Below are 20,150 nucleotides of genomic sequence, written 5' to 3' on the forward strand. Positions count from 1 at the left end.
ATCTCCTATGGGTTCCATCTTGCACCGACCGGAGATGGGCCCCCGCCTTCGCGGGGGAACAGGGTTCTTTTTGTCGAATCCTCCGCGTCTCCGCGTGAACCAGATATCGACACTTCCGCGCGCGCCGATCTTTCTCGCCCTCGCTGTTCCTCCCCGCCCGAAGCGCTTATGCTGCGCGCGCCATGTCTACCCACCGCCTGTTCGTCGCGCTGCGCCCGCCCCGTCCGATCCGCGCAGCGCTGATCGCTGCAATGCACGGTATTTCGGGTGCGCGCTGGCAGGACGACGAGCAGCTTCACCTGACCCTGCGCTTCATCGGCGAGGTCGACCGGCACCGCGCCGAAGACATCGCCGCGGCGCTCGGCGGTCTTCATGCGCCCGCGATCCCCGCGCGCATCGCCGGGGTCGGGCTGTTCGAGCGGCAGGGGCGGCCGCACATGGTCTGGGCCGGGGTCGAGCCGCACGCGCCGCTCGCGGCGCTGCACCGCAAGGTCGACCAGGCGCTCGCGCGCGTCGGCATCGCGCCCGAGACGCGCGCTTTCGTGCCGCACATCACGCTCGCACGGCTGAACCGCGCATCGGGGCCGGTCGCGCCCTTCCTTGCGCAGAGCAGCGACCTCGCCAGCCCACCGTTCCTGTTCGGCCATGTCACGCTGTATGAAAGCGAGATGGGCCACGGCGGGTCGCGCTATCACCCCGTCGCGCGCTATCCGCTCGAGGCCGAGGCGACGAGCGCTGACGCGACCGCGCTGACATCGTCCCACGTCGCCGCGAAGCCGCCGTCATCGCCATAATAGGGATCGGCGACGCTCTCGCCCGCGCGGCCGGGCACCAGGTCGAGCATCAGCGCCAGCGTCGCGGTCGCATCGGCGGGCCGGATCGCCCGCGCGTCGCGCAGATTTGTCGCGTCGGCGGCGAGGATCAGGTCGAAGCGGCGGAAATCGTCCGGCGCAAGCTGGCGTGCGCGCAGGTTCGAGATATCGACGCCGCGCCGCCGCGCCTCGGCCTGCGCGCGAGCGTCGGGGGGATGGCCGACATGCCAGTCGCCGGTGCCCGCCGAATCGAGCGTCGCGTCGATCCCGGCGTCGGCGAAGGCCGCGCGCGCCGCGCCCTCCGCCAGCGGCGAACGGCAGATGTTGCCGAGGCACAGGAAAAGGATAGCGGGAGGATTTCGTCGATCGTCGTGCATGTCGCTCCTCGCGTGCAAAGGTGAACGGACTTTCAACTTGCGCCTCCGCCCGGCTCTGCTAGCCATGAGCACAAAGCGATAAGAGAAGAGGGAGCGACTTGCCAGATGGCCGATAGCAATAGTGCGAGCGACGACGCGATCAATCCGCCGACCAAGGCGTCGCCCTATGCCTGGTATGCGCTCGGCATCCTGTTCCTCGTCTATGTCCTCAATTTCATCGACCGGCAGATCATCACGATCCTCGCGCCCGACCTGAAGCGCGATCTCGGGCTCGACGATGCCGACATCGGCTTTCTCTACGGCACCGCCTTCGCGGTCTTCTATGCGCTGTTCGGCATTCCGCTCGGCCGCCTCGCCGATGCCTGGCACCGCGTTCGCCTGCTGACCGTAGGGCTTGCGATCTGGTCGGCGATGACCGCGGTCTCGGGGCTCGCCGCGAACCGCTACCAACTCGCGGCGGCGCGAATGGGGGTCGGCGTCGGCGAGGCGACCGCCGGGCCTTCGGCCTATTCGCTGATTTCCGACCTGTTTCCCAAGAATATGCGCGGAACCGCGCTCGCCATCTATTCGGCCGGCCTCTATTTCGGCGGCGGCATCTCGCTGATGATCGGCGGCTTCATCGTCGAGGGCTGGAACGAAGCCTATCCGGGCGGCGGCCCCTTCGGTCTCGTCGGCTGGCAGGCGGCATTCATGGCGGTCGGCATCCCCGGCCTGCTGCTCGCGGCGTGGGTCGCGACCTTGCGCGAGCCGGTGCGCGGGCTCGTCGACGGCATCCCGACGCAGGCGTCGCCGACGCCGTTCAAGGGTTTTTTCGAGGAATTGTTCGCGATCATTCCGCCGTTCACGCTGATCTCGGCGGCGCTACGCGGATCGCGGGCCTTTCTGATCAACGCCGGCGCGATCGCGATTCTGGGGCTTGTCGCGGCGGCGATGATCGCGATCACCGGCGCGACGCTGCAATGGATATGCGTCGCCTTCGGCTATTATGCCGTTTTTTCCTGGGCGAGTTCGCTGAAGAGCCGCGACCGCCCGACCTTTGGGCTGATCTGGGAATCGAAGGCGTTTCTCGCGACGATCCTCGGCTATGGCACCGTCGCTTTCCTCTCCTATGCGTCGAGCGCCTTCGCGCCGATCTATGCGCTCGAGGTGCTGGGCGAGGACGCGGGCACGGTCGGCCTGTGGGTCGGCGGATGCGGCGCGCTCGCGGGTTTTCTGGGGGTGATCCTCGGCGGGCGCATGTCCGACTGGCTGCGGCAGCGGAACGAGGCGGGGCGCATCCTGGTCGTGCTGTTCGGCCTGATCGCGCCGATCCTGCCGATCGTGGTCGCCTTCACCACCCCATCGGAGCCGGGAACCGGCGATTTCGTCCGTTTCGTCTTCTTCGCCTCGCTCGCGGGGCTGCTCGCGTCGAGCGCGCTCGGCGCCGCGGCGGCGACGACGCAGGATCTGGTGCTGCCGCGGATGCGCGGCACCGCGACCGCGACCTTCTTCCTCGCGACGACGCTCGTCGGGCTCGCGCTGGGGCCGTATATGGCCGGACAGGTTTCGGCGATGACCGGGAATCTGGCGACCGGCGTGCTGTCGACGCTGATCATCGTGCCGGTCGGGCTGGCCGCGCTGCTCGTCGCCTATCGCAGCGTCCCCGCCGCGGCCGCTTCGGTGGTCGAGCGCGCGCGGGACGCGGGCGAGTCGGTCTGACCCGCCCGCCTCGCCGTCATTCGGCGGCGGGAAGCGTGATCACACCGCAGGCGACACGCGCGCCGCTGTTGCCGGCGGGGTCGGTCTTCATGTCATCGGGACCGGCGTGGATGACGAAGGCGGCGCCGTCGGCGTCGATCAGCCCGCCCTCGCCGGTCAGCCGCGTGCCGACGAGGTTCAGCGTCGCGCGGCCGATCGCATCGGGTTCGATCACGAGGTTTGGCAGATCGCCGTGATGCGCGCCCATCGGATTGTCGCGGCCGTGCTGCGCGCCGGTCGGGTTCCAGTGCGGCCCCGCGCTGGTGAAGCCGGGGGGCGTGCACTGACCCACGGCGTGGAGGTGCATCCCATAGGTGCCCGGTGCAAAGCCGCGAGCAACGAGTTCGACGCGAAGGCCGGAGTCGGTCTTGTAGAAATCGGCGCGGCCGCGATCGGCGCCACGCGCATCGACAAGCTGCGCCGAGGCATCCGCGGCCGGGAGCTTCTGCACCGGCTTGCCGCCCATGTTCGCACAGCCGGCCAGCGCCAGAGCGCCCGCCGCGCCGAGGGCCGCTGCAAGCGGCCGTCCGTGACGTGAAGCAAGGATCATCTCTCGTCTCCATTTCTTTTGCGAATCCGGCGCGGCCACCGCGCCTTGCGTTCGGGGCGAGGATGCCCGCAAATTCCGTCGCTTCCAAGCAGATAAGCCTATGGCGTCAGCGCCCGCTCGCCGAAAGCCGCATCCGCAGCCTTTGCAGCTCCTGCGGCGCGACGGGCGGCAGCGCGGCGGCGGGCTTGCCCTCGCGCAGCCGATTGCGGTCCTTTTCGGTCGGCTCGACGCGGCGGACGCGCACCGGCGCATGGCCCTGCGCGCGGATGCCGAGCTGTTCGGCGGCGCCGCGCGACAGGTCGATGATTCGCCCGCCGCCCGCGAACGGCCCGCGATCATTGACGCGCACGACAATCCGCCGCCCGGTGTCGAGCGCGGTCACTTCGACATAGGTCGGGAGCGGCAGCGTCGTATGCGCGGCGGTGATCCAGCCGGGCCGGAACTGCTCGCCGTTCGCGGTGCGGTTGCCCGATTCGTTGCCGTACCAGCTCGCGTAGCCGATTGCGTCATAGCCGGGCGCCGCAGCGGGCACATAAGTGGCGCCGCGCACCGTATAGGCGGGACCGATCCGTATCGGCACGTCGCTGACGGGGCGAAAATTGCCCCCGGCGCAGGCGGACAGCAGCAGCGCCGGGGCCAGAGCCATGGAGGAAAATGGGAAGCGCCTGTTCATCGCGCGCCTTGGTATAGGCAGCTTGCGCCGGGATAAAGCCCCATGCGCCAGCTTTGGGGTGGGGAGCGGACGGTGAGGCTAAATCCCGCCCTCCCCTTCAGGGGAGGGCAGCGAGACTTACGAACTTGTTCGTTAGTCGCAGCGGGTGGGGTCCATCGACCTTGCGCAAGACCGAGAAACCCCACCCCAACCCCTCCCCTGAAGGGGAGGGGCTAACGTCAGTTATCAGTCGCTTTCAGACTCTCGTCATCCCGGACTTGATCCGGGATCCGTTCGTCCGGCGCTGAAAGAATGGATCCCGGATCAAGTCCGGGATGACGACGAAAGGCAGGTCGCCTTTGGGTTGAAAGCATCGCCGACCCCCATCACCCAAAAGGAAAGGGCCGCGAATCGCTTCGCGGCCCTTCCTCAGTCTTGCGCTTCGGATCGAGGATCAGAAGACGCGCGCATATTGTTCGTTGCCGACGAAGCCCAGCTTGCCGACGCCGCTGCGCTTCACGACCGCCATCACGCGATCGACGGTGATATACCGCGCATAGGGATCGGGCTGCACCTGCAATTCGGGTTCGACCGGCAGCGCCTTGGTCTGTTCCAGAAATTGCGCGAGCTGCGCCAGATCGACCGGCGAACCGTTCCACGCGATCGTCCCCGCGGGATCGATCGTGATCTTGTTCTTTTCCGGATCGACGTTGTTCTTCGCGTCGGTCGGAACCGGCAAATCGATCTTCACCGCGTGGGTCTGGACCGGGAGGGTGATGATGAACATGATGAGAAGCACGAGCATGACGTCGATCAGCGGCGTCGTGTTCATGTCCATCATCGGTTCGTTTTCGTCCCGATCTCCAACTGCCATAGACATAGGTCTATTCCTTCATTCTCGCCGGGCGCCCTTACAGGCGGCCCAGCGTGCCCGAGCCAGCAACCGGTTCAGAAATGAACCCGATCTTCTGGAAACCGGCATATTGCATCGTATAGATCACACCGCCGATACACTGGTACGGCGTATTGACGTCGCCGCGGATATGCACTTCGGGGAAGTTATCTTCGGTGATATTCTGCACGCCGCCGATATCCGCGATCAGCTTTTCAAGCTTCTTCTGACCGAGATCGAGCAGTTGCTTGGAATCGACGGGCGTCTGGCCCCAGTAAACTTCACAAGCCGAGCTGTCGGCATTGGGCAGTCCGTCGCCATCGGTATCCGCGGAACGGACCGACAGGTTGACGTTTTCGGGCTTCGTCGTCGTCGGCTCAAAGACCACGTCGGGCAGCTTGAGCTCCACCGTCTTCAGCACCACGGGAACCGTGATGAGGAAGATGATGAGCAGCACAAGCATGATGTCCACGAGCGGGGTCGTGTTGATGTCCGACATCGGGGCATCTTCGCCCTTGTCGCCTACACTCATCGCCATAGGATTAGCATCCTGTCACAAAATTACTGTCATGGAGCGAAGCGGAGGCCGCCTGGCGCCCGCTTCGTCCAGCGGCCCCGTGCCATCGCCCGAAGGCGGCGACGCGGGGCCCGCAGACTTATGCCTTCTTCGGCGCGGCAGCCGGAGCGGCCTTGGCCGGGGCAGCCACCACGGCCGGCTTCACCTGGCCGCCCGACATGATCGAGCCGAGCACGTCGTTCGAGAAGGTCGACAGGCGGCGCGCGATCGACTTGTTGCGGCTCTGCAGCCAGTTGAACGCGAGCACCGCGGGAACCGCCACGATCAGACCGATGGCGGTCATGATGAGCGCTTCACCGACCGGGCCGGCGACGGTGTCGATCGAGGCCTGACCCGACGCACCGATCTTCACGAGGGCGCGCAGAATGCCGATAACGGTCCCGAACAGACCGACGAACGGTGCGGTCGAACCGACGGTCGCGAGGAACGCGAGGCCGCCGTTGAGCTTCGAGTTGATGTGGTTCTGCGAACGCTCGAGCGTGCCGTGCATCCAGTCGTGCGATTCGACGGGATCGGTCAGCTTGTTATGCTCTTCGTTGGCGCGCAGGCCGTCTTCGACGACCTGGCGATAGGCGCTGTTCTTTTCGAGCTTCGAAACGCCGTCGGCGAGCGTCGGCGCGCGCCAGAAGTTCGCGTCGACCGCCTTGCCCTGGTTGATCACCTTATTCTGTTCGAACAGCTTGGTGAACAGGATGTAGAGCGTGCCGACGAACATGATCAGCAGGACCAGGAAGGTGCACTGCGACACGATGCCGCCTTCGCACAGGGCGGGCAGCAGGCCGTAGGGGTTCTGGCCTTCCTTCACGACACAGACCGATGCGGGGAGGAGCGACATCCCGACGTCGTGGGCCGGAGCCGCAGCGCCCGCGGCAGCGTTTGCAATCAGGTTAAACATGGTGGTTATTCCCTCTCAAAATATTCAAAACGGTATGAAAAGACTGAAAATATGGGGGCCGCCGGAGCGGCAGATCACTTCGGAATCTGCCACTTGACGCGGCTGCTGTAGCTGCTCGCCGTGGGATTGCCCGCGCGATCCTTCGCCGGCGTGAAACGGGCGCGCCGCATCATCAGCTTGCAGGTCAGATCATCGAGGTCGGCGTGGCCGCTCGACGAGGTGACGTCGCAGCCCGTGGGCTTGCCGCTCGCGTCATAGGAAACGCGGAAACCCGTCGTGCCCTGCCGCTCTTCGCGGAGCGCGCGCGCCGGATAATCGTCAGGGCTCGCCCAGTTGCCCGGATTGCCCCTCGGCTTGCCGGGAGCGCTCATGTCCGGAGTCGGCGGCGGAGCCGGCGGAGCCGCGATCGGGGGGATCGGCAGCGGCGGACGCGGGGGTGCCTCGGGCACCGACGACACCTGGTTCGAGGTGTTCGGCGGCGGAATCGGCGACGGCGGCGTCACCACCGGCGGCGGCGGCGGAAGCTTGTTATCCGGCGGCGGCGGCGGCGGGGGTTCCTCCGGCGGCGGCGGCTCTTCGACGTCCACCACGTCCAATTTCTCGGCGAGCTTCTTGACGATGCTGATGTTCAGACCATTTACCAGGCCGTAGCCCAGCAAAGCCGTGAACAAGCCCACCAAGACAATCGCCACTACCCTGTTTTTAGGGTCGACATTATCACCATAAGCCATTCAGGGACGACGCTCCTTGCTAGATCATCCTGACACCAAATCCATCACCGACGGGTGCGGTTGCCAAATGCTCGGATAATTTCCGATGCGCTTTCACAGACCCGGCGGCGTCGCAGCCGGCCTTTTATGTTGTCGCCGGACGCTTCGCCGCTCGTCCTATCGCGGTGGCGGCAAGTTCGCAAACCCTTTATCAGCGGTTAATGTCCGCTTCCCCATGATGGGGTTTTGGCGCCTGTCCGGCGCCCCGAATAATGGAAGGTGGTTCGATCATGCGCGCGCTCCTGCCGGCTGCCGCTCTGGGATTTTCCGCAGTAAGCGGCTGTTTTATAAGCGCTTCTGCAATGCAGACGCCGACACCGGCGGCGCCATCCTCACCCTATAGCTATGCCGATATCGCCGATCTGGCGACGATCGCCCCGATGGCGATCCACGCCCGGATATTTCGCGCGACGCCGCTGAAAGCCGAGCGGGCGCCGGGGCTGAAAGCGGGTCAGGCGCGATTCTATGTCGAAGCCGACGTGGTCAGCCTGATTCGCGGCGCGGGTCCGCTCGCGGCGCGAATCTCCTATCTCGTCGACCTGCCACTCGACGCCAGGGGCAAGCCGGTGAAGCTCAGGAAGAAGCAGCCGGTCCTGATCTTCGCCCGCCCCGTCGCGGGCGTCGCCCCCGGTGCCAAGAACACCGGCAGCGTCCAGCTCGTCGCCCCCGACGCGCAATTGCCATGGGATCCGGCGACCGAGGCGCAGCTCCGCGCGATCCTGACCGAGCTGGTCAAACCCGGCGCGCCGCCCGCGATCACCGGCGTCGCCAACGGCTTCCACGTCCCCGGCACGCTGCCCGGCGAGGGCGAGACGCAATTGTTCCTCGATACCAAGACCGGCGAGCCGGTGTCGCTGTCCATCCTGACCGCCCCCGACGGATCGCGCCGCTGGGCCGCGGCGTTCGGCGAGATCGTCGACGGGTCGGCGGCGGTTCCGGCGCGCGATACGCTGGCCTGGTATCGCCTCGCCTGCGGCCTGCCGCATCAATTGCCGCTCAGCAAGCTCGCCGGCACCGCGCCCGAGGACCGCAAGAAAGCGGCGGCGGACTATGCGGTCGTCCTCGGCGCGCTCGGCGAATGCACGCGGACGCGGACGCCGCCGGCGGGGAGTTAGCCGTTCATCGCAAATGCGGAGAAGGGCGAGCTATTGGTTCACGCAGAGACGCGGAGACGCGGAGAGAAAGAAGATTGGCGGCTTCGCCGCCCTTCCTCTTCGACCGTGCAGCCTTTGCGCCTCTGCGCGCATTTTTCTTCTCCGCGTCTCCGCGTCTCCGCGTGAACCATGGGCGGCCGCTGTTTCGTCCGGGCTTGCCTCCGCGCCAAAAGCCGATAGGGGGCCTCGCATCCTGCGGATAATACCGCGTCTCGATGGAGTGTTTCGATGTCGCCGTCCCCCGCCTCTGCCGCGCCCCGCCCGCCGCTTCGCGTCGCGCTTGCCGGGATCGGCGTCGTCGGCGGCGGCGTCGTGCGGCTGCTCGAGGCGAACCGCGACCTGATCGCCCGCCGCGCCGGCCGGCCGATCGAGATCGTCGCGGTGTCGGCCCGCGACCGCCACAAGGATCGCGGCGTCGACCTGTCGGCCTATCGCTGGGAAGACGATATGGATGCACTCGTCGCGGCAGGCGATGTCGACGTCGTCGTCGAGATGATCGGCGGCGCCGACGGATCGGCGCTGACCCTCGCGCGCCACGCGCTCGGCGCGGGCAAGGCGCTGGTCACCGCGAACAAGGCGATGATCGCGCACCACGGGCTGGGCCTCGCGCAACTCGCCGAGGCGAAGGACACGCCGCTCAAATATGAAGCCGCGGTCGCGGGCGGCATCCCCGTCATCAAGGCGATCCGCGAAGGCGCATCCGCGAACCAGATCGCGCGCGTCTATGGCATTCTCAACGGCACCTGCAATTATATCCTGACGCGGATGGAGCGCGACGGCGCGAGCTTCGCCGACGCCCTCGCCGCCGCGCAGGCGGAAGGCTATGCCGAGGCCGATCCGACCTTCGACGTCGACGGGATCGACGCGGCGCATAAATTGTCGATCCTGGCCGCGCTTTGCTTCGGCACGAGACTCGACATCGGCGCGGTGACCGCGGCGGGCATCCGCGACCTGATCGCCGCCGACATCCGCGAGGCCGAGGCGCTCGGCCACCGCGTCCGCCTGATCGGTATGGCCGAGCGCGACGAAACCGGCCTTTACCAGCATGTCCAGCCGTGCCTCGTCCCCGCCGACCATCCGCTCGCCTATGTCCCCGGCGCGCTCAACGCCGTGGTCGCCGAGGGGAATTTCGTCGGCCGCCTGTTCTTCGAGGGCGCGGGCGCAGGCGCGGGGCCGACCGCGTCGGCGATCGTCGCCGACATCATCGACATCGCGCGCGACGAATATGGCCCCGCCTTCGCGATGCCCGTCGACGCGCTCGACGCGGCGCCGGTCGCCGATGCCGGGGCGCGGGTCGGCAAGCATTATGTCCGCCTGATCGTCGAGGACCGTATCGGCGTCCTCGCCGAAATCGCGACCGCCATGCGCGACGCAGGGGTCTCGATCGAGAGCTTCATCCAGCGCGGCACCGGGGAGAATGACGGCGTCGTCATCGTCCTCGTCACCCACGAAGGCCCGGCGCGCGCGATCGAGGCGGCGCTCGCCGCGCTCGCCGCATCGGACCATATCGTCGGCGCGCCGATTCGGATGCCGATCCTGGCACTCTAAGCATACGCTTGTAATCGCGAATCGCCCTGTTACCTGTCGAAGTGGGGAACAGGGGGATTGCATGGACATCCATATCAGGACCGGTCTCGCCGAAGCGCGGGCGCTGGCGGTCGGGCATCAGGGCGCGCTTGCCGCCTATGTCGGCCTGGGCGTCGTCCTGCCCTTTCTGCTCCTATCGAGCGAGCCGATCTTCAGCTTGCGCACGATCATGGCGATTCTCGCCGATCCCTTCACTTATCGCGTCGGGGGCTCGATCACCGGCCCGCTTTATCTGCTCGGCATCGTCGCCGTGATCGCCGCGGGCGCGATGCTCGCGGCGTGGAATGCGGTCGGCGCCGAGGTCCGCGAGGGCTTCCTCTCGGAAATCATGTACGGAATGGTCGCAGGCACCGCCTATTTGCTTACCAACCTGTTGTTGGGCATCGCTTTCGGCCTGTTGACCGCTCTGCCGATGCTGGCCCTGACCGGTGCCGACGGGTTTGCCGGATTATCCGACAGCCTGCCGAACAGGATCCATCGTGTGCTGACCTCGCTCGTTGGCATGTGGATCGGCACGCGATTGTGCCTTGCGGGTGCCGCCATGGGTATGCGCGGCAAGCTCAATCCCCTGCCCGCCTTCGCCGAGTCATGGCGGCTGACCGGTCCGGCGCAAGGACGCCTGTTCGCCTTCTATTTCGTTTATGGCGCTGTCTTCGCGATCCCGGTCGTCGCTCTCCTGCTGCTTCACGGCGGAATCATCCTGAACAGCCAGCCCGGCAGCGCCGCCGAAATGGCGATGAGTTTCGGCTGGATGCTGTTGTTCGCCGCCTATTTCTTGGGCCAGATTCTGATCCCCGCAGGTTTCCTCCGCGCTGCGCAGCCAGCGCCAGCGGCCGAAATCTTCGCCTAGCGCGGCGCCTCTTCCGGCGGCGGGGCGTCCTGTCCATCGGGATCGGTCGCACGCTTCGCCATTTCGTAGAGCGGATTATATTCGGGGCCGCGCCTATAATGGCCGCCGATCGGCATCCAGTTATAGGGCAGCCGGTCGAGGCTCATCGCCTTGGCTTCGGCGCGCGGGAGCTTCGGCGGCGCCTCGCGGCCTTCGTTGGCGATCGCGCGCAGTTCGGGCGACAGCCGGTGCTTTTCGGTATCGCTGCCGCACACGGTGATCGAGCCGTCGTCCGACGGCGTGCAGCGCCGGACCGGGTCGGTCATCTCCTTCGCCCGCGCGATGGCCGCATCGGCTGGTCGCGGCGCGGGCGGGCCGACGGTCTGCGCGGCGGCGGGCGCCGCGGTCACGCCGATGACGCAATACAGCGCAAAAGCCGCGCCGAATCGGGCGAAGGATTCTCGACAAGCGGGGCGGCGGGCCATATGGCGCCCAACATGCCGACCGGGCGGAACAAGTAAAGACGGAGAGTCAGGACGATGACGAACAGCAGCGGCAGCAACCTCGACCGGGTGCTCGTGCTCGAAATGGTGCGCGTCACCGAAGCCGCGGCGATCGCCGCCGCCAAGCTGATCGGGCGCGGCGACGAAAAGGCGGCCGACGCCGCCGCCGTCGAGGCGATGCGCGATGCGTTCAACACGCTCTATATGGACGGCACGATCGTCATCGGCGAAGGCGAGCGCGACGAGGCGCCGATGCTGTTCATCGGCGAAAAGGTCGGCAATGCGCCGGGCAAGGGGCCGAAGATCGATATCGCGGTCGACCCGCTCGAAGGCACGACGATCACCGCCAAGGCCGGCCCCAACGCGCTCGCGGTGCTCGCGATCGCCGAGGAGGGCTGCCTGCTCAACGCCCCCGACGTCTATATGGACAAGCTCGCGGTCGGCCCCGGCTTCTCGCCCAACATCGTCCATTTCGACAACAGCGTGCGCGAGAATGTCGAGGCGGTCGCGCGCGAAAAGGGCGTGTCGCCGCAGGACATCATCGTCTGCGTCCTCGACCGCCCGCGCCACGAAGCGATCATCAGCGAACTGCGCAGCATCGGCTGCGGCGTCGCGCTGATCCCCGACGGCGACGTCGCCGGGGTGATCGCGACCACCAATCCCGACACCAATGTCGACATATACATGGGGTCGGGCGGCGCGCCCGAGGGCGTCCTCGCCGCGGCGGCGCTGCGCTGCGTCGGCGGCCAGTTCAAGGGCCGCCTGCTGTTCCGCAACGACGACGAGCGGCTGCGCGCGAAGAAATGGGGAATCGAGGATCTGGCCCGCGTCTACGACCTCGAAGACCTTGCCAAGGGCGATGTGATCTTCGCCGCGACCGGCGTCACCGACGGATCGCTGCTGCGCGGGGTCAAGCATCGCCGCGGTGGCGTGCTGACCACCGAAAGCGTCGTGATGCGCGCCTCGTCGGGCACGGTGCGCTGGGTCAAGGGCGAACATCGCGCGGGGTGACAAATCCCGCGCCGCCCCCGCGAAAGCTAGGGCGACGGTTGGAATGAGGGGACCGCGAAATGGAAGAAGCGAAGCGTCCGAAGCTGTTCGTCAGCCATCATTCGAGCAAATATGACGTCGCGCTCCACGTCGAGAAGGCGCTGGCGCGCCACGGCGTCGATTGCTGGATCGCGCCGCGCGACGTCGGCCCCGGCGAGGCCTTCGACACCGCGATCATGCAGGCGATCCGCGATTCGGCGGGCGTCCTGCTTCTCTTCTGCAGTCAGTCGGACAAGAGCCCGCACGTCAAGCGCGAACTGATCCTCGCCGACAGCGCGCACAAGGCGATCATCCCGCTCAGGCTCGAGGAGATCGTTCCCGACGACCTCGCCTATCATCTCGCGAGCGCGCAGTGGATCGACTGGCTCGAAAAACGCGATGATTCGATCGCCCGCATCGCGGCGAAAGCCCATCAGCTCGCGGGCACCTCCGCGCCGGACAGGGCGGCACCTGCCGCCGCAACGCCGGTGGCTTCGGCGGCTGCCGACAATCTCCACGCCGCGATCCTGACGCAGGCGTCCGCGCCGGAACCCGCCGCGTCCTCGGGCGGGTCGGCCAAGACGCTGATGATCGGCGCGCTGCTCGCCCTGGTCGCGGTGCTGGGCGCCATGCTGTTCCTGCGCGGCGGCGAGGAGCAGAAGGCCGAGCCGGCGACGACGGCAGCGCCCGTTGCCGCTTCACCGGCGACCGCCACGCCCGCCCCTGTGGCCGCGGCGCCTGCGGCCGAACCGGCAGAGACAGCGCCGACGGCGAAGATTCCGCCGAGCTTCAGCTGCAAATATGCCGCGACGCGCGCCGAGAAACTGATCTGCGGCGACGACGAACTCGCGGCGCTCGATCGCGAACTGAACCGAGCCTACAAACAGCTCGACCGCACCGCGGGACCGCTGCGCGAACAGATCGCCGCCGAGCAGCGCGGCTGGCGCATCGGCCAGCGCGACACCTGCGGCGACGCCGCCTGCGTCGCCGACGCGATGCGCCAGCGCATCATCGTCCTCGATTCGCAGCGCGCCTCGCTGGGGAGCGAAGAGGGGCAGCAATAGCGCGGACGGCCTTGTGCCGGTTCGACCGATTGCGGCCGATAACTGACGTTAGCCCCTCCCCTTCAGGGGAGGGGTTGGGGTGGGGTTTCTCGGTCTTGCGCAAGGTCGATGGACCCCACCCGCTGCGACTAACGAACAAGTTCGTAAGTCTCGCTGCCCTCCCCTGAAGGGGAGGGCGGGATTTAGCCTTAACGTCCGCCCACCACCCCTAAACCGACATCGCCTTCAAATAGGCCACTCCTACATTATCCAGCTGTGTCAGCCTTCATCCGGCTCTTTCATCTGGTGAACAGAAACGGTCGCTAGCCGGCTTCCGGTGCAGCCATCGCGCGGCGCGTCCAACACGCCGCAAGACCCGAACCGGCGCGCGCATTGGGCTGAACTTTCCTGAACTTCGGAATAATATCGTGCACGCTTGCACGCCTCGCCGAGGGGCTGCTTGACGGCGAGTCCGCCCCGTGTGCATATCGCCGTGGTTAATTCACAAGGACCGTTTTCAGCATGGCCAGCCGCAAGCCCATCGCCGCAAAGGCCGATTGGCGCACGATTTTCCGCCAGAGCATCGCCCGGTCGCTCGTGATCGCGGCGGCGGCGCTGCTCGCTGCCTTCACCTTGTTCCTGACGCTCGCCTTCGTCACCTACGACAGCACCGACGCGGCGCTCAACACCGCGGCGAACGGCAATGCCGCGAACTGGATGGGCGCCCCCGGCGCGTGGTTCGCCGACCTTGGCCTGTCGATCGGCGGCGCGCCGGTCGTGCTGTTGCTGCCTTTGCTCGGCATCATGGCCTGGCGATTGTGGGTCGGCGACGCCCAGCCCTATTGGCTTCGCCAGCTCGCCTATTGCTTTATCGGCATCCTGCTCGTCGGACTCGGCGCCGAATTATGGGCGCCCGCCAGCGGCGCGCCGATGCCGGCGGGCTGGGGCGGGATCATCGCGCTCGTCGTCGGCGGCGCGATCACGCCGCTGTTCGCGCTCGCCGGTGAACCCGGCGCGGCGCTCGCCCGCTTCGCCGCGATCGTGGTGCTGGTCATCCTCGGCCTGTGGCTCGCCTTTCGCGCGCTGCGGCTCGAAAAGGGCTGGGCCTCGCGGCTCAAGCTCCCGGCGGCGACGAGCAGCCGCGTCGTCGAACCGGGAAAGGCGGCCGACACCGGGGCCAAGGCGCCCAATCTGATGGAGCGTGTGATCCGTCCGCGCCCGCGCGCCGAGCCGAGCGATCGCGCGCCGCCCGAGATCGCCGATCCCGTCGAACGCACCGCACCGTCGAAGCCCAAGGCCAAGCCGCAGACCGAGCTGTTCACCAATTATCAGCTCCCCTCGATCGACCTGCTCACCCCGGCGCCCGAGGGACGGAGTGGCCAGATCGACAAGGCGGCGCTCGAACGCAATGCGCGGCTGCTCGAATCGGTGCTTGAGGATTTTCAGGTCAAGGGCGTCGTCACCGCGGTGCGGCCCGGCCCGGTGGTCACCATGTACGAACTCGAACCCGCGCCGGGCACCAAGGCCAGCCGCGTCTCGAACCTCGCCGACGACATTGCGCGCAACATGTCGGCGCTATCGGCGCGCATCGCGCCGATTCCCGGCCGCACGGTGATCGGCATCGAACTGCCCAACGCGAACCGCGAGGCCGTGGTGCTGCACGAAATCATCGGCAGCGCGCTGTTCCAGGACCAGAATGGCGCGCTGCCGATCATCCTCGGCAAGAATATCAGCGGCGATGCGATGATCGCCGACCTCGCCCCGATGCCCCACCTGCTGATCGCGGGCACCACCGGCTCGGGCAAGTCGGTCGGGCTCAACGCGATGATCCTGTCCTTGCTCTATCGCCTCGGTCCCGACCAGGTGAAAATGATCATGATCGATCCGAAGATGCTGGAACTCAGCGTCTATGACGACATTCCGCACCTGCTCGCCCCCGTGGTGACCGAGCCCAAGAAGGCGATCCGCGCGCTCAAATGGGCGGTCGAGCAGATGGAGGACCGCTACCGGATGATGTCGTCGCTGTCGGTGCGCAACCTTGCCTCCTATAACGACAAGGTGCGCGGGGCGCTTGCCAAGGGCAAGTCGCTGGGGCGGCGCGTCCAGACCGGCTACGACCCCGACACCGGCCAGCCGGTTTATGAGGAGGAGGCGCTCGACTATCAGCCGCTGCCGCAGATCGTCGTCGTCGTCGACGAGCTCGCCGACCTGATGATGACCGCGGGCAAGGAGGTCGAATTCCTGATCCAGCGCCTCGCGCAAAAGGCGCGCGCCGCGGGCATCCACCTGATCCTCGCGACGCAGCGGCCGTCGGTTGACGTCATCACCGGCGTCATCAAGGCGAATTTGCCGACGCGCATCAGCTTCAACGTCACCAGCAAGATCGACAGCCGCACGATCCTGGGCGAGGCGGGCGCCGAGCAGCTGCTCGGCAAGGGCGACATGCTCTATGTCCCCGGCGGCAAGCAGATCACCCGCATCCACGGCCCCTTCGTGTCGGACGACGAGGTGCGACAGGTCGCCGAACATTGGAAAGCGCAGGGCCGCCCCGACTATATCGAGAGCGTCACCGAGGATCCCGAGGACGGCGGCTTCGCGATGGAGGGCGCCCCCGCGGGTGGCGACAGCGCCGAGGACCGCATGTACGCCAAGGCCTGCCAGATCGTCGCCGAAAGCCAGAAGGCCTCGACGAGCTGGCTGCAGCGGCAGCTCCGCATCGGCTACAACAGCGCCGCGCGCCTGATCGAGCGGATGGAGGAGGAGGGACTGGTGAGCCCGCCCAACCATGTCGGCCGCCGCGACGTGCTGACCGACCAGTATGGCCAGCCGCGATAGGGGGGACTGAAGCATTTCTCAAATCGTCATCCCGACCTTCGCCGGGATGACGGAGAGATGAAACGGCAGTTCAGGACGAGTTCAATGCCTGACCCTCATGATGCAGGCCCACAAGCAAGACAGAGAGCCAGATGACCTTTCAGAAGATGATCGCCCCTTTTGCCGCCGTCGGCCTTGCGGTCGCAGCCCCCGCCATCGCCCAGTCGGCGAGCGCTCTGGCGTCGGTGCAGGCGCATCTCAAATCGACGAGTTCGATGACCGCCGATTTCGTCCAGACCGACCGCAACGGCCAGCGGCTGACCGGCAAGCTGACGTTGAAGCGCCCCGGCAAGATCCGCTTTCAATATCAGAAGGACGTGCCGCTGCTGATCGTCGGCGACGGCAGCCGCCTGACGATGATCGACTATCAGGTGAAGCAGGTGCAGAGTTGGCCGGTCAAGAATTCGCCGCTCGGCGCGCTGCTCGACCCCGACCGCGACCTGTCGAAATATGCCAAGGTGCTGCCCACCGGCAGCAGCGACGTGCTGAGCGTCGAGGTGAAGGATCCGAAACGCCCCGAATATGGCACGATCACGATGGTCTTCGTCCGCGACGGATCGTCGCCTGCCGGCCTCCGCCTGCGTGGCTGGGTGGCGCTCGATTCGCAGAACAACCGGACGCGCATCGACCTCAGCAACCAGAAGTTCAACGTCGCGGTCGCCGACTCGGCGTTCAAATGGACCGATCCGCGCCCGCGCAAGCGCAAGTGATCGCCGCGGCATCGACGAACGGCCTTCCCTGACCGACGAACGACGGCGGGGCGCAGCCCGTTCAGCTTGGCGACAGGGAAAGGCGGCTATTCCAACCCTCGAAGGCGCCACCACGGCCTCCGGTTTTGGGTTTCCCCCTGTTGCCCCATCCGGATCGCCCGGTGTCTTCATTCAAGAGCGTGACGAACGCTGACCTTGAACCCCCGTTCCACCGCCCCTGGGACGGGGGTTTATGATTCCCGTTACGACAAGCTGAGCATCCCGGCGCATGAATATGCAACCCGAGGGCAGGAGCCGCCTTCGCGGGGGCGACGACTGACTTCGGCCAAGCGCCGACTTCAATCCCGGCCAGATTCCGGGATGCGAAATCGCTGTGATGCGCATTCATCCGCGAGGAAGTCGAGCAAAGCCCGCACCGACGGTAGCAAGCCCCGCCGCGACGGAAAGACCGCATGCACGATCTCGCTCGGCGGCTGCCATTCGGGCAGGAGCGTCTTCAGCCGTCCCGCTTGTAAGTCCTGCCATATGGTGAGCGTCGGGAGGCGAACCGCGCCGACGCCCGCGATCGCCGCTTCGCGCAGCGTCGCCATGTCGTCCGTTATGAGGCGCGGCTCGTGCCGGACATCGGCGACGCTGCCGTCGGCGTGTATTAGGCGCCAGCGATGTTCGCTCCCCGCTGGGCCGAAGTCGAGACTGGGCAGCCCCGCCAGATCGGCGGGCAAGGTGACGGTGTGCGCTCGCAGCAGTTCCGGACTGGCGACGATGCGGATCGTTCGTTCGTCGAAGCGTCGCATGACGAGCTCGCTCTCGGCGATCGGCGGCGGCCGGACCCGAATCGCGAGATCGAAGCCCTCGCCGATGACATCGACGCGGCGATTGGTACTTTCGACATGCAGTTCGACATCGGGATAGAGCGCCATGAAGCGCCCGAGCAAATCGCCGAACTGGAAGGCCAGCAGGCCCGTCGGGCAGCTCAGGCGGACGACACCGCGCGGCTCGGCGCGCGACTGGTCGACAGCCGTTTGCGCCGCCTCGGCCTCGACGAGCATCGCGGTGCAGTGGCGATAATATTCGCGGCCGATCTCGGTGACCGAGAAGCGCCGCGTCGACCGCTGGATGAGGCGCACGCCGAGCCGCTCCTCGAGCAGCCCGATACGGCGGCTGAGCTTCGATTTCTGCATTCCCAGCGCGCGTGCCGCGGCGGCGAAACCGCCATGGTCGACCGACTGGACGAAATAATAGAGGTCGTTGAGGTCCTGCATTGTCCTTCTAATAGGACTCTAAGTCCGAAATCGCAATCTTCTGCTCCAATTGATGCGATATTATTGTCTCATGCAACAGACGCCTTCCCGTCGGGAGGCGCAGGAGACGAAGCATGAAGACGATCCTTGGAATTTACAGCAATCCCAACCAGCATTGGGTCGGCGACGGCTTTCCGGTGCGTTCGCTTTTTTCCTACAACAGCCTTGGCGGGCAGGTGAGCCCGTTCCTGCTGCTCGACTATGCGGGACCCTATAATTTTGCGCCGACCACCAGCCGGCGCGGTGTCGGCCAGCACCCGCATCGCGGGTTCGAGACGGTCACCATCGTCTATGACGGCGAAGTCGAGCACAGGGATTCGGCGGGCAATGGCGGGATCATCCGCCCCGGCGACGTCCAGTGGATGACCGCCGCAGGCGGGATCATCCATGAGGAATATCACTCGCCAGCATTCGGCAAGACCGGCGGCCCGTTCAAGATGGTGCAGCTCTGGGTCAATCTGCCCGCAAAGGACAAGATGGCGCCGGGAGGTTACCAGGGCATCACGGCGGCGGACATCCCGACGGTCGAACTGCCCGGCGGGGCCGGGCTCGGCCGCGTCATCGCGGGCGAATTCCTCGGTGCCAAAGGTCCGGCGCGGACGTTCACGCCGATCAACCTCTGGGACGTCCGGCTCAACCCGGACGCCGACCTGACGCTCGATCTGCCCGAAGGCCACACCGCGATGCTCGTCGTGCTCGGCGGCCATGTCACGGTGAACGGCAGCGAGGGTGTCGGCGAGGCCCAGATGCTGTTGCTCAGCCGCGAAGGCGAAGCGGTGCGCGTCCATGCGGATGGCGAGGCGACGATCCTCGTCCTCACCGGCGAACCGATCGACGAGCCGATCTTCGGCCATGGTCCTTTCGTGATGAACAACGAAGCGGAAATCCGCCAGGCAATCGACGATTACAACAGCGGCAGGTTCGCCAAGGCGGCGGCCTGACCGCGGACCCGGCTCCCTATCCCCCACCTCCCGGGGAGCCGGGTCCTTCTCTTTCTACCGAACGACGGCGGCCTTGCGTGCCCCGCTGCCCCGGCAACTCGCTGCCGAACCCCAGCGCACGCCCGAATAGCAGGAGAATGACGATGTCCACCCCAGCCAATTTCAACGGCGCCCGTCCGGTGATCGACCCCGATGATGCGGTCATGCTGTTGATCGACCACCAGAGCGGCCTGTTCCAGACCGTCGCCGATATGCCCTTTCCAGTGCTGCGGGGCCATGCGACCGCGCTCGCGAAGATGGCGACGCTGACCAACATGCCGGTGATCACCACCGCGTCGGTGCCGCAGGGTCCCAATGGTCCGCTGATCCCCGAGATCCACCAAAACGCCCCGCACGCCAAATATGTCGCGCGCAAGGGCGAGATCAACGCGTGGGACAATCCCGACTTCGTTGCCGCGGTCAAGGAAACCGGCCGCAAGACGCTGATCATCGCGGGCACCATCACCAGCGTTTGCATGGCCTTCCCCGCGATCAGCGCGGTGCAGGAGGGCTATAAGGTGTTCGCGGTCGTCGATGCATCGGGCACCTATTCAAAGATGGCGCAGGAAATCACCCTCGCGCGTGTGGTGCAGGCCGGCGTCGTGCCGATGGATACCGCTGCCGTCGCCTCCGAGCTCCAGCGCACCTGGCACCGCGACGATGCGGCCGAATGGGCAGAGGTCTACACCAAGATTTTTCCGCCCTATCAGCTGCTCATCGAAAGCTATGCCAAAGCGCAGCAGGTCGCCCACGATGGCGAAATGCTCGACTCGCAGCGCGGCTAGTCGTCCATCCGATAGGTGATGGCAGCTTTGGCGATGAAATTTTCCGAAGCTGCCATTCCGGTATCGGCCGATAACGGCGGATGTTCTCCGTAG

Annotated in this window: 20 protein-coding genes; 11 read left to right on the forward strand and 9 right to left on the reverse strand. The window is 66.5% G+C overall.

Translation table 11 applies throughout. The annotated features are described in order from the left end of the window. The first annotated feature begins 182 nt into the window (after positions 1 to 182). Positions 183 to 794, forward strand: coding sequence for an RNA 2',3'-cyclic phosphodiesterase (gene thpR, locus OJI97_RS13635; RefSeq protein WP_297664312.1), 612 nt, complete (start codon positions 183 to 185; stop codon positions 792 to 794). Here the strand turns inward: thpR and OJI97_RS13640 are convergent. Further along, a complete protein-coding gene (locus OJI97_RS13640; protein ID WP_297664314.1) occupies positions 707 to 1,189 on the reverse strand; it encodes a low molecular weight protein-tyrosine-phosphatase in 483 nt (160 codons plus the stop codon). The genes thpR and OJI97_RS13640 overlap by 88 nt on opposite strands. Before the next feature lie 105 nt (positions 1,190 to 1,294). Between OJI97_RS13640 and OJI97_RS13645 the strand changes: the two genes are divergently transcribed. Continuing rightward, the gene (locus tag OJI97_RS13645) at positions 1,295 to 2,887 is read left to right on the forward strand and encodes an MFS transporter (RefSeq protein ID WP_297664316.1); all 1,593 of its coding nucleotides are present in this window, start codon (positions 1,295 to 1,297) and stop codon (positions 2,885 to 2,887) included. Positions 2,888 to 2,903: 16 nt separating this feature from the next. On the opposite strand, the gene OJI97_RS13650 is transcribed toward OJI97_RS13645, so the two are convergent. From OJI97_RS13650 to OJI97_RS13675, 6 genes are all read right to left on the reverse strand, one after another. Beyond that, entirely contained in the window at positions 2,904 to 3,476 is a 573-nt protein-coding gene (locus tag OJI97_RS13650) for a superoxide dismutase family protein (RefSeq protein WP_297664318.1), read from the reverse strand. Positions 3,477 to 3,582: 106 nt separating this feature from the next. Beyond that, the gene (locus OJI97_RS13655; protein ID WP_297664320.1) at positions 3,583 to 4,122 is read right to left on the reverse strand and encodes a septal ring lytic transglycosylase RlpA family protein; all 540 of its coding nucleotides are present in this window, start codon (positions 4,120 to 4,122) and stop codon (positions 3,583 to 3,585) included. Positions 4,123 to 4,582: 460 nt separating this feature from the next. Continuing rightward, positions 4,583 to 5,008, reverse strand: coding sequence for a biopolymer transporter ExbD (locus OJI97_RS13660; protein WP_257546501.1), 426 nt, complete (start codon positions 5,006 to 5,008; stop codon positions 4,583 to 4,585). A gap of 31 nt (positions 5,009 to 5,039) precedes the next feature. After that, complete coding sequence (locus OJI97_RS13665; RefSeq protein WP_257546503.1) at positions 5,040 to 5,558, reverse strand: biopolymer transporter ExbD; 519 nt, start codon at positions 5,556 to 5,558, stop codon at positions 5,040 to 5,042. Positions 5,559 to 5,676: 118 nt separating this feature from the next. Beyond that, positions 5,677 to 6,432 carry a MotA/TolQ/ExbB proton channel family protein gene (locus tag OJI97_RS13670; protein WP_297664361.1) on the reverse strand — a complete coding sequence of 252 codons (756 nt, stop codon included), beginning with the start codon at positions 6,430 to 6,432 and terminating at the stop codon, positions 5,677 to 5,679. Positions 6,433 to 6,566: 134 nt separating this feature from the next. Beyond that, positions 6,567 to 7,223, reverse strand: a complete 657-nt coding sequence (locus OJI97_RS13675; RefSeq protein ID WP_297664325.1) for an energy transducer TonB — start codon at positions 7,221 to 7,223, stop codon at positions 6,567 to 6,569. A gap of 341 nt (positions 7,224 to 7,564) precedes the next feature. Here OJI97_RS13675 and OJI97_RS13680 point away from each other — a divergent pair, with 341 nt between their 5' ends. The 3 genes from OJI97_RS13680 (at position 7,565) to OJI97_RS13690 (ending at position 10,853) form a co-directional block, all read left to right on the forward strand. Continuing rightward, complete coding sequence (locus tag OJI97_RS13680; protein WP_297664327.1) at positions 7,565 to 8,377, forward strand: hypothetical protein; 813 nt, start codon at positions 7,565 to 7,567, stop codon at positions 8,375 to 8,377. A gap of 267 nt (positions 8,378 to 8,644) precedes the next feature. Then, positions 8,645 to 9,964: a homoserine dehydrogenase gene (locus tag OJI97_RS13685; protein WP_297664329.1), complete on the forward strand. Its 1,320-nt coding sequence runs from the start codon at positions 8,645 to 8,647 to the stop codon at positions 9,962 to 9,964. A 61-nt stretch (positions 9,965 to 10,025) separates the two neighbouring features. Further along, positions 10,026 to 10,853 carry a hypothetical protein gene (locus tag OJI97_RS13690; protein ID WP_297664331.1) on the forward strand — a complete coding sequence of 276 codons (828 nt, stop codon included), beginning with the start codon at positions 10,026 to 10,028 and terminating at the stop codon, positions 10,851 to 10,853. Here the strand turns inward: OJI97_RS13690 and OJI97_RS13695 are convergent. After that, positions 10,850 to 11,242: a hypothetical protein gene (locus OJI97_RS13695; RefSeq protein WP_297664333.1), complete on the reverse strand. Its 393-nt coding sequence runs from the start codon at positions 11,240 to 11,242 to the stop codon at positions 10,850 to 10,852. The genes OJI97_RS13690 and OJI97_RS13695 overlap by 4 nt on opposite strands. Positions 11,243 to 11,371: 129 nt before the next feature. Between OJI97_RS13695 and glpX the strand changes: the two genes are divergently transcribed. The 4 genes from glpX (at position 11,372) to OJI97_RS13715 (ending at position 16,991) form a co-directional block, all read left to right on the forward strand. Next, on the forward strand, positions 11,372 to 12,346 hold the full coding sequence (glpX, locus tag OJI97_RS13700) for a class II fructose-bisphosphatase (protein WP_297664335.1): 975 nt from the start codon (positions 11,372 to 11,374) through the stop codon (positions 12,344 to 12,346). Between the two features lie 59 nt (positions 12,347 to 12,405). After that, on the forward strand, positions 12,406 to 13,428 hold the full coding sequence (locus OJI97_RS13705) for a TIR domain-containing protein (protein WP_297664336.1): 1,023 nt from the start codon (positions 12,406 to 12,408) through the stop codon (positions 13,426 to 13,428). A gap of 501 nt (positions 13,429 to 13,929) precedes the next feature. Continuing rightward, positions 13,930 to 16,242 carry a DNA translocase FtsK 4TM domain-containing protein gene (locus OJI97_RS13710; protein ID WP_297664338.1) on the forward strand — a complete coding sequence of 771 codons (2,313 nt, stop codon included), beginning with the start codon at positions 13,930 to 13,932 and terminating at the stop codon, positions 16,240 to 16,242. Between the two features lie 131 nt (positions 16,243 to 16,373). Then, positions 16,374 to 16,991, forward strand: coding sequence for an outer membrane lipoprotein carrier protein LolA (locus tag OJI97_RS13715; protein WP_297664340.1), 618 nt, complete (start codon positions 16,374 to 16,376; stop codon positions 16,989 to 16,991). A gap of 338 nt (positions 16,992 to 17,329) precedes the next feature. Here the strand turns inward: OJI97_RS13715 and OJI97_RS13720 are convergent, their stop codons facing one another. Continuing rightward, the gene (locus OJI97_RS13720) at positions 17,330 to 18,253 is read right to left on the reverse strand and encodes a LysR family transcriptional regulator (RefSeq protein WP_297664342.1); all 924 of its coding nucleotides are present in this window, start codon (positions 18,251 to 18,253) and stop codon (positions 17,330 to 17,332) included. Positions 18,254 to 18,366: 113 nt separating this feature from the next. Between OJI97_RS13720 and OJI97_RS13725 the strand changes: the two genes are divergently transcribed. Both OJI97_RS13725 and OJI97_RS13730 read left to right on the forward strand, forming a co-directional pair. Continuing rightward, positions 18,367 to 19,233, forward strand: coding sequence for a pirin family protein (locus tag OJI97_RS13725; protein ID WP_297664344.1), 867 nt, complete (start codon positions 18,367 to 18,369; stop codon positions 19,231 to 19,233). A 143-nt stretch (positions 19,234 to 19,376) separates the two neighbouring features. After that, positions 19,377 to 20,057 (forward strand): hydrolase, encoded by a 681-nt coding sequence (locus OJI97_RS13730; RefSeq protein ID WP_297664346.1) that lies wholly within the window; start codon positions 19,377 to 19,379, stop codon positions 20,055 to 20,057. Positions 20,058 to 20,150: the final 93 nt, after the last annotated feature.

The organism is Sphingopyxis sp., assembly GCF_025869345.1.
Lineage (GTDB): Bacteria > Pseudomonadota > Alphaproteobacteria > Sphingomonadales > Sphingomonadaceae > Sphingopyxis.